This window comes from uncultured Pluralibacter sp., assembly GCF_913775985.1.
Taxonomy (GTDB): Bacteria; Pseudomonadota; Gammaproteobacteria; order Enterobacterales; family Enterobacteriaceae; genus Pluralibacter.
The window spans coordinates 1-7,518 of the sequence record NZ_CAJYMB010000086.1 but is presented as its reverse complement, the minus strand read 5'-3'; the positions used below and the strand labels follow the sequence as shown (position 1 = coordinate 7,518).

Genomic DNA, 7,518 nt, shown 5'->3' with positions numbered 1-7,518 from the left:
ATCGGCGACAGCGGCGGCACGTACCAGACCATCGGCAGGGTGCGATACTCCGGGTGCAGCGGCAGGGCCAGCTGCCACTCCATCGCCATTTTGTAGACCGGCGATTTCTGTGCTGCATCAATGACGTTCTGCGGGATGCCCTGCTTAAGCGCCTCTTCAATCACCGCGGGATCGTGCGGATTGAGGAACACGTCGCACTGGCGCTGGTAGAGGTCAGTCTCTTTCTCGGTGCTCGCGGCCTCTTCGATGCGGTCGGCGTCATACAGCAGCACGCCAAGATAGCGAATGCGGCCAACGCAGGTTTCCGAACACACCGTCGGCTGGCCGGACTCAATGCGCGGGTAGCAGAAAATGCACTTCTCGGATTTGCCGCTTTTCCAGTTAAAGTAGATTTTCTTGTACGGGCAACCGCTGATGCACATTCGCCAGCCGCGGCACTTGTCCTGATCGATAAGCACGATGCCGTCCTCTTCGCGCTTGTAAATCGCGCCGCTCGGGCAGGTGGCGACGCAGCTCGGATTCAGACAGTGCTCGCACAGGCGCGGCAGGTACATCATGAAGGTGTTTTCGAACTGGCCGTACATCTCTTTCTGAATGTTCTGGAAGTTCTGGTCCCGGGCGCGCTTTTCAAACTCGCCGCCCAGCAGCTCCTCCCAGTTCGGGCCCCACTTAATTTTGTTGATCCGCTGGCCGCTGATCAGCGAGCGCGGGCGGGCGGTGGGCAGATGTTTGCTTTCCGGGGCGCGGTGCAGATCCTGATAGTCGTAGGTAAAGGGTTCATAGTAATCGTCGATGCCCGGGATCAGCGGGTTGGCGAAGATTTTCGACAGCACCCCGACGCGGCCGCCGAGGCGCGGCGTCAGCTTGCCGCTGATGGTGCGGATCCAGCCGCCTTGCCACTCGTCCTGATCTTCCCAGTTCTTGGGATAGCCGATACCCGGCTTGGTTTCAACGTTGTTAAACCACGCGTACTCCATGCCTTCGCGCCCGGTCCAGACGTTTTTGCAGGTCACCGAGCAGGTGTGGCACCCGATGCATTTGTCCAGATTGAGAACCATACCGACCTGAGAACGGATTTTCATTTTTTCGCCTCCTGGATCTGATCGCTGCCTTCGTCATCGAGCCAGTTTATGTTTTTCATTTTGCGGATCATGATGAACTCGTCGCGGTTGGAGCCGACGGTGCCGTAGTAGTTAAAGCCCCAGGCCAGCTGGGCGTAGCCGCCAATCATGTGGGTCGGTTTCGGACAGATGCGGGTGACGGAGTTGTGGATCCCGCCCCGGCGGCCGGTCACTTCGGAACCGGGGATATTCATAATGCGCTCTTGAGCGTGGTACATCATGGTCATGCCGGGCGGCACCCGCTGGCTGACCACCGCGCGGGCGGTGAGCGCGCCGTTGGCGTTAAACGCCTCTATCCAGTCGTTGTCCTCAATGCCCAGCTCCCGGGCATCGGTTTCGCTGATCCAGACAATCGGCCCGCCGCGCGACAGGGTCAGCATCAGCAGGTTTTCGCTGTAGGTGGAGTGGATGCCCCATTTCTGGTGCGGCGTCAGGAAGTTGAGCGCTTTTTCCGGGAAGCCGTTGGGCGGGATTTCCCGCATGTGGGTCACGCTGCGGGTGTCGATTGGCGGGCGATACACCGCCAGGGTTTCGCCAAAGGCGCGCATCCAGAGGTGATCCTGATACAGCTCCTGGCGGCCCGACAGGGTGCGCCAGGGGATCAGCTCGTGCACGTTGGTGTAGCCCGCGTTATAGGAGACGTGCTCGCTCTCCAGTCCCGACCAGGTGGGGCTCGAGATAATTTTGCGCGGCTGGGCGACGATGTCGCGAAAGCGGATTTTTTCATCCTCTTTATTCAGCGCCAGGTGGGTGTGGTCGCGGCCGGTGAATTTTCCCAGCGCCTCCCACGCCCGCACCGCCACCTGCCCGTTGGTTTCTGGCGCCAGCGTTAGAATCACTTCCGAGGCGTCGATGGCGGTTTCGATGCGCGGGCGGCCCTTCGCCGGGCCGTCCGGTTTGAGGTAGTTGAGCTTGCCGAGGAACGCTATTTCGCGATCGGTGTTCCACGAAATGCCCTTGCCGCCGTTGCCCAGTTTGTCCAGCAGCGGACCGAGAGAGGTAAAGCGCTCGTAGGTGGCGGGGTAGTCGCGCTCCACCACCGCAATGGACGGGCCGGTTTTGCCGGGCACGTAGTCGCACTCGCCCTTGCCCCAGTCGGCCACTTCAAAGGGCTGAGACAGCTCCGCCGGGGAGTCGTGCTGCAGCGGCTGCAGCACCACGTCGCTCTCCTGACCAAGGTGCCCAACGCAGACGCGGGAGAACTCGGCGGCGATACCTTTATAAATCTCCCAGTCGCTTTTTGCCTCCCAGGCGGGATCGACGGCGGCGGACAGCGGGTGGATAAACGGGTGCATGTCCGAGGTGTTCATGTCGTCTTTTTCGTACCAGGTCGCCGTCGGTAGCACGATGTCGGAGAACAGGCAGGTACTGGACATGCGGAAGTCCAGCGTCACCAGCAGATCGAGCTTGCCTTCAATGGTCGCGGTCTGCCACTCCACCTCTTCCGGTTTTACGTCATCGGTCTCTCCCAGCGCCTCGCCCTGAATGCCGCTTTCGGTACCGAGCAGGTACTTGAGCATGTACTCGTGGCCCTTGCCGGAGGAGCCAAGCAGGTTGGATCGCCAGATAAACATGTTACGCGGGTGATTGTTGCCGCTGTCCGGCTGCTCGCAGGCCATGCGGATGCTGCCGTCTTTCAGCGCGCCGGCGGTGTAGTCCGCCGGGCTGACGCCCGCCGCCTCGGCCCGGGCTTTGATGGACAGCGGATTAAGGTTCAGCTGCGGGGAGGAGGGCAGCCAGCCCATGCGCTCGGCGCGCACGTTAAAGTCGATCAGGTGGCCGCTGAATTTAGCCGGGTCCGCAAGCGGGGAGAGCAGCTCTCTGGCGGTGAGCTTTTCATAGCGCCACTGGCTGGCGTGATTGTAAAAATAGTAGGTGCTCTTCATCTGGCGCGGCGGGCGGGTCCAGTCGAGAGCGAAGGCCAGCGGCAGCCAGCCGGTCTGCGGGCGCAGCTTCTCCTGGCCGACGTAGTGCGCCCAGCCGCCGCCGCTCTGGCCGACGCAGCCGCAGAACACCAGCATGTTGATCATCCCACGGTAGTTCATGTCCATGTGGTACCAGTGGTTGACCCCCGCGCCGAGAATGATCATCGATCGCCCGTGGGTTTTGTGGGCGGTATCGGCAAACTCCCGGGCAATCTGTGCGATATGCTGCTGCGGCACGCCGGTGATCTGCTCGGCCCACGCGGGGCTGTAGGCTTTCACCTCGCTGTAAGTTTGGGCCGCATTCGGATCGTCCAGACCGCGGTCCAGTCCGTAGTTGGCGAGGATCAGGTCATAGACGCTGACCGCCAGGCTGGCGGTGCCGTCCGCCAGCGTCAGCTGCCGGGCGGGAAGGGGGTGCAGCAGCAGCGGCTGCTGCTTGACGCTGCGAAAATGCGGGTTTTCGTTGCCGCCGAAATAGGGAAAGGCTACCTGCACCACGCTGTCGTGATTGTCGATAAGCGACAGGCGCAGGTCGATCTCCTCGCCCGCCGCCAGCGGTTCCAGATTCCATTTTCCCTCTTCGCCCCAGCGGAAGCCGATAGAGCCGTTCGGCACCACCAGTTCATCACCGGCGTTGAAGGCCACGGTTTTCCACTGCGGGTTGTTGGTTTCCCCGAGTCCGTCCACCAGATCCGAGGCGCGCAGCATTCGGCCCGGCGCGTAGCTGCCGTCTTCCCGCGCCTCAAGCTGCACCAGCATTGGCATGTCGGTATAGCGGCGGCAGTAGTTAAGGAAATAGTCGCTGGGGTTTTTGAGGTGAAACTCGTTGAGAATGACGTGGCCCATCGCCATCGCCAGCGCGCTGTCGGTGCCCTGTTTGGGCGCCAGCCACTGGTCGCAGAGCTTGGCAACTTCAGAGTAGTCCGGCGTAATCGCGATGGTTTTGGTGCCCTTATAGCGCACCTCGGTAAAGAAGTGCGCGTCCGGGGTGCGGGTCTGGGGCACGTTGGAGCCCCAGGCGATGATATAGCTGGAGTTGTACCAGTCGGCGGACTCCGGCACATCGGTCTGCTCGCCCCAGGTCATCGGCGAGGCGGGCGGCAGGTCGCAGTACCAGTCATAAAAGCTCAGGCAGGTGCCGCCAATCAGCGACAGGTAACGGGTGCCGGCGGCATAAGACACCATCGACATCGCCGGAATGGGCGAGAAGCCCGCCACGCGGTCGGGTCCGTACTGCTTGATAGTCCAGACGTTGGCGGCGGCAATCAGCTGATTCAGCTCCTGCCAGCTGCTGCGCACGAAGCCGCCGTGGCCGCGGGCCTGCTTGTACTGGCGGCACTTCTCAGGATCGTTCATCAGCGCGTCCCACGCCGCTACCGGATCTACGTGCTGCTCCAGCATCCCGCGCCACAGGCCGATCAGGCTTTTGCGAATTAAGGGGTATTTCAGGCGGTTGGCGCTGTAGAGATACCAGGAGTAGCTGGCCCCGCGCGGGCAGCCGCGCGGTTCGTGGTTGGGCAGATCGGGGCGAGTGCGCGGGTAGTCGGTCTGCTGGGTTTCCCAGGTCACCAGCCCGTTTTTAACGTAGATTTTCCAGCTGCAGGAGCCGGTACAGTTCACCCCGTGGGTTGAACGCACGATTTTGTCGAACTGCCAACGCTGGCGATAGCTGTCCTCCCAGTCGCGGTTGTTGTTGTACACCTGGCCGTGGCCGTTAGCGAAGCTGTCGCCCTTCTGCTTAAAGTAGCGAAAGCGATCCAGTAGTTTGCTCATAAACGTGCTCCAGTGATGTCTGCAAAAATAGCCCGGTTGGCCGCAGCGTCCGGGCTTGTGGTGTATCAGGCTTTTGGCGTTTTGCGTCGGCCGTAAACCAGCCAGGTCACCAGCACGCAGACCACGTAGAAAATCAGGAAGATTTTCATCGCGCCCACCGGCGAGCCGGTCATCGCCAGCGAGGAACCAAATGCTTTAGGAATGAAGAAGCCGCCCACCGCGCCTATGGCGGAAATGAAACCCAGAGCCGCGGCGGTATCGGTGACGGCCTCGTGCTGGGCCAGCTCGTCGCTGCCGCCGCGCTTTTTCACCCGGTCGAGGGTTATCTGGCGAAAGATGATGGCGATCATCTGGAAGGTAGAGCCGCTGCCGAGCCCGGCCGTCAGGAACAGGCCCATAAACACCAGATAAAAGGCAATAAAGCTGCCGCCGGATCCGCCGCCGGGCAGGGTCAGGAACAGCAGGGCGGTGAATATCGCCATGAAGATAAAGTTAATCAGCGTCACCCTTACGCCGCCGAGCTTATCGGAGATAAAGCCCCCGGCTGAGCGGGCCAGCGCGCCAAGAAAGGGCCCGAAAAAGGCGAGCTGTAAAATATTGACGTCCGGGAACTGGGTTTTCGACAGCATGGCGAAGCCGGCGGAGAAGCCGATAAACGAGCCAAAGGTGGCAAGGTAGAGCAGGGCGAGGATCCACATGTGCAGGCGGCCCAGCACCGGCAGCTGCTCGGCAATGGAGGCTTTCGCGCTGGCGATATCGTTCATCCCGAACCACGCGGCCACGGTAAAAATCAGCAGCAGCGGAACCCATACCCAGGCGGCGTTGGCAAGCCACAGAGTATCGCCGTCCGGTTGGGTCACGCCCTGCACGCCGAGGAAGGTGAACAGCGGAATAAACACCACCACCGGCGCAACCAGCTGCATTACGCTGACGCCGAGGTTTCCCAGTCCGCCGTTAATCCCCAGCGCGCTGCCCTGACGGGCCTTTGGAAAGAAGTAGCTAATATTGCCCATACTCGAGGCGAAATTGGCCCCGGCAAAACCGCACAGCAGCGAAATAATAATAAATACTTCATACGAGGTAGATGTGTCCTGCACCGCGTAGCCAAGCCACAGGCACGGAATAACGAGAATAACGGTGCTTATTACCGTCCAGTAGCGTCCGCCTAATATAGGCACCATAAAGGAGTAGGGCACCCGTAATATAGCGCCGGAAAGTGCCGGGAGCGCAGTAAGCATAAACAGCTGATCGGTGGTAAATGCAAAACCGACTTTATTTAAATTAACGGTGACGGCGCTAAATAGCATCCAGACGCAGAAGGCCAGCAGCAGGCAGCCTACTGATATCCATAAGTTTTTACGCGCAATCTTTTTACCTTTATTATCCCAAAAGCCGGACATCTCCGGCCGCCAGTCTTTCAGTAGATAATGATTATCTTTCTCATTCTTTTGCGACATATTCACCCTCATTGCAATAATCTATTGATAAGCAAAAGCTAATGAATATCTGCAGGCCGGCTGGCTTACAGTTTTAGGCAAAGTCTTATTGTGAAATTAAGCGTAGATAATAATAGAAAACTCCGCGACAGACGGTGGAGAATATTTTATGAAAATGCAGGCGAGGGCGAATTAAGACAGTAATTCAAGCTGTATAATATATTCTATATGTTTACGAAAAGCAGAATCATCAATGGCGCTGTGCGGCAGAATATAAATCCCGTCCAGACCGCAGACCACGGCAATTAAGCGCCAGGCAATATCCTGTACCGCGTCTTTCTGTACAAACTCCCCGGCGTCGACGCCTTGTTGGATCATGCGAACCACCTCATCGTGCCACAGGGTCATGGTGAAGGTGTAGGCGCGGCGCAGAACCTCGTCGCTCTCGGCCAGCAGCTGTGCCTGGCGCCACAGCCGGATATAGGGCTCCAGCTGGCCGTCTTCGCTGGCGAGCAGGGCGAACAGGCGCTCCCGCCTGCCGTTTCCGGCCTCCCGGATCTGAATGTCGAGCATTTCCCGCACCAGGCGGATAAACGCCTCGGCTTTCAGCTCTCCTGCGCTGGCGAAATGGTGATGCACCTGGCCGGCGGCCACCTCCGCCCGCGCGGCAATATGACGCACGGTCATCGCGGTTAGCCCTTCATCGAGGGCCACCGACATCGCGGCGCGCAGGATCGTTTCCCGACGCTCTTCCCGGTTTAAATAGCTCATGGTTATTTCCTCTGCAGCGGCAGGCGAGCATAACAAAAAGCTGGACAAATGTTCAACTTTCTAACAGGATCGCGACCTGGACAAGTGTCCAGTTTTGACGTGATGAGGGAAATAACATGTTTCGCCAATGGGTTACATTAATCGCTATCGTTCTGGTCTATATTCCGGTCGCGATTGATGCCACGGTGCTGCACGTCGCGGCGCCCACGCTGAGCACGGCGCTCGCGGCGAGCGGCAACCAGCTGCTGTGGATCATTGATATTTATTCGCTGGTGATGGCCGGAATGGTGCTGCCGATGGGCGCGCTGGGGGACCGCATCGGCTTCAAGCGCCTGCTGCTGCTCGGCAGCGGCCTGTTCGGGCTGGCGTCGCTGGCCGCGGCGTTTGCGCCGGGTGCCGAATATTTGATTGCTGCCCGCGCGCTGCTGGCGGTGGGCGCGGCGATGATCGTGCCGGCGACCCTCGCCGGGATCCGCAATACCTTTAGCGAGG

General features: G+C 59.8%; 5 protein-coding genes. 1 reads left to right on the top strand and 4 read right to left on the bottom strand.

All coding sequences use genetic code 11. The annotated features are described in order from the left end of the window. The 4 genes from narH to QZ766_RS09085 form a co-directional block, all read right to left on the bottom strand. Positions 1-1,082, bottom strand: a 1,082-nt coding sequence (gene narH, locus QZ766_RS09100; RefSeq protein ID WP_297200493.1) for a nitrate reductase subunit beta, incomplete at its 3' end; no start/stop codon positions are given. Next, positions 1,079-4,819 (bottom strand): nitrate reductase subunit alpha, encoded by a 3,741-nt coding sequence (locus tag QZ766_RS09095; protein ID WP_297200490.1) that lies wholly within the window; start codon positions 4,817-4,819, stop codon positions 1,079-1,081. The genes narH and QZ766_RS09095, both read right to left, overlap by 4 nt. A 65-nt stretch (positions 4,820-4,884) precedes the next feature. Then, positions 4,885-6,276, bottom strand: coding sequence for a NarK family nitrate/nitrite MFS transporter (locus QZ766_RS09090; RefSeq protein WP_297200487.1), 1,392 nt, complete (start codon positions 6,274-6,276; stop codon positions 4,885-4,887). Between the two features lie 171 nt (positions 6,277-6,447). Then, positions 6,448-7,026 (bottom strand): TetR family transcriptional regulator, encoded by a 579-nt coding sequence (locus tag QZ766_RS09085; RefSeq protein WP_297200485.1) that lies wholly within the window; start codon positions 7,024-7,026, stop codon positions 6,448-6,450. Positions 7,027-7,142: 116 nt separating this feature from the next. Here QZ766_RS09085 and QZ766_RS09080 point away from each other — a divergent pair. Next, positions 7,143-7,518: MFS transporter (locus QZ766_RS09080; RefSeq protein ID WP_297200482.1), on the top strand; the 376-nt coding region annotated here is incomplete at its 3' end.

What these genes read in the sequence shown, in the direction of transcription:
- QZ766_RS09095 (WP_297200490.1), bottom strand. Translation starts at nt 4,819, where the DNA reads ATGAGCAAACTACTGGATCGCTTTCGCTACTTTAAGCAGAAGGGCGAC.
- QZ766_RS09085 (WP_297200485.1), bottom strand. Translation starts at nt 7,026, where the DNA reads ATGAGCTATTTAAACCGGGAAGAGCGTCGGGAAACGATCCTGCGCGCC.
- QZ766_RS09090 (WP_297200487.1), bottom strand. Translation starts at nt 6,276, where the DNA reads ATGTCGCAAAAGAATGAGAAAGATAATCATTATCTACTGAAAGACTGG.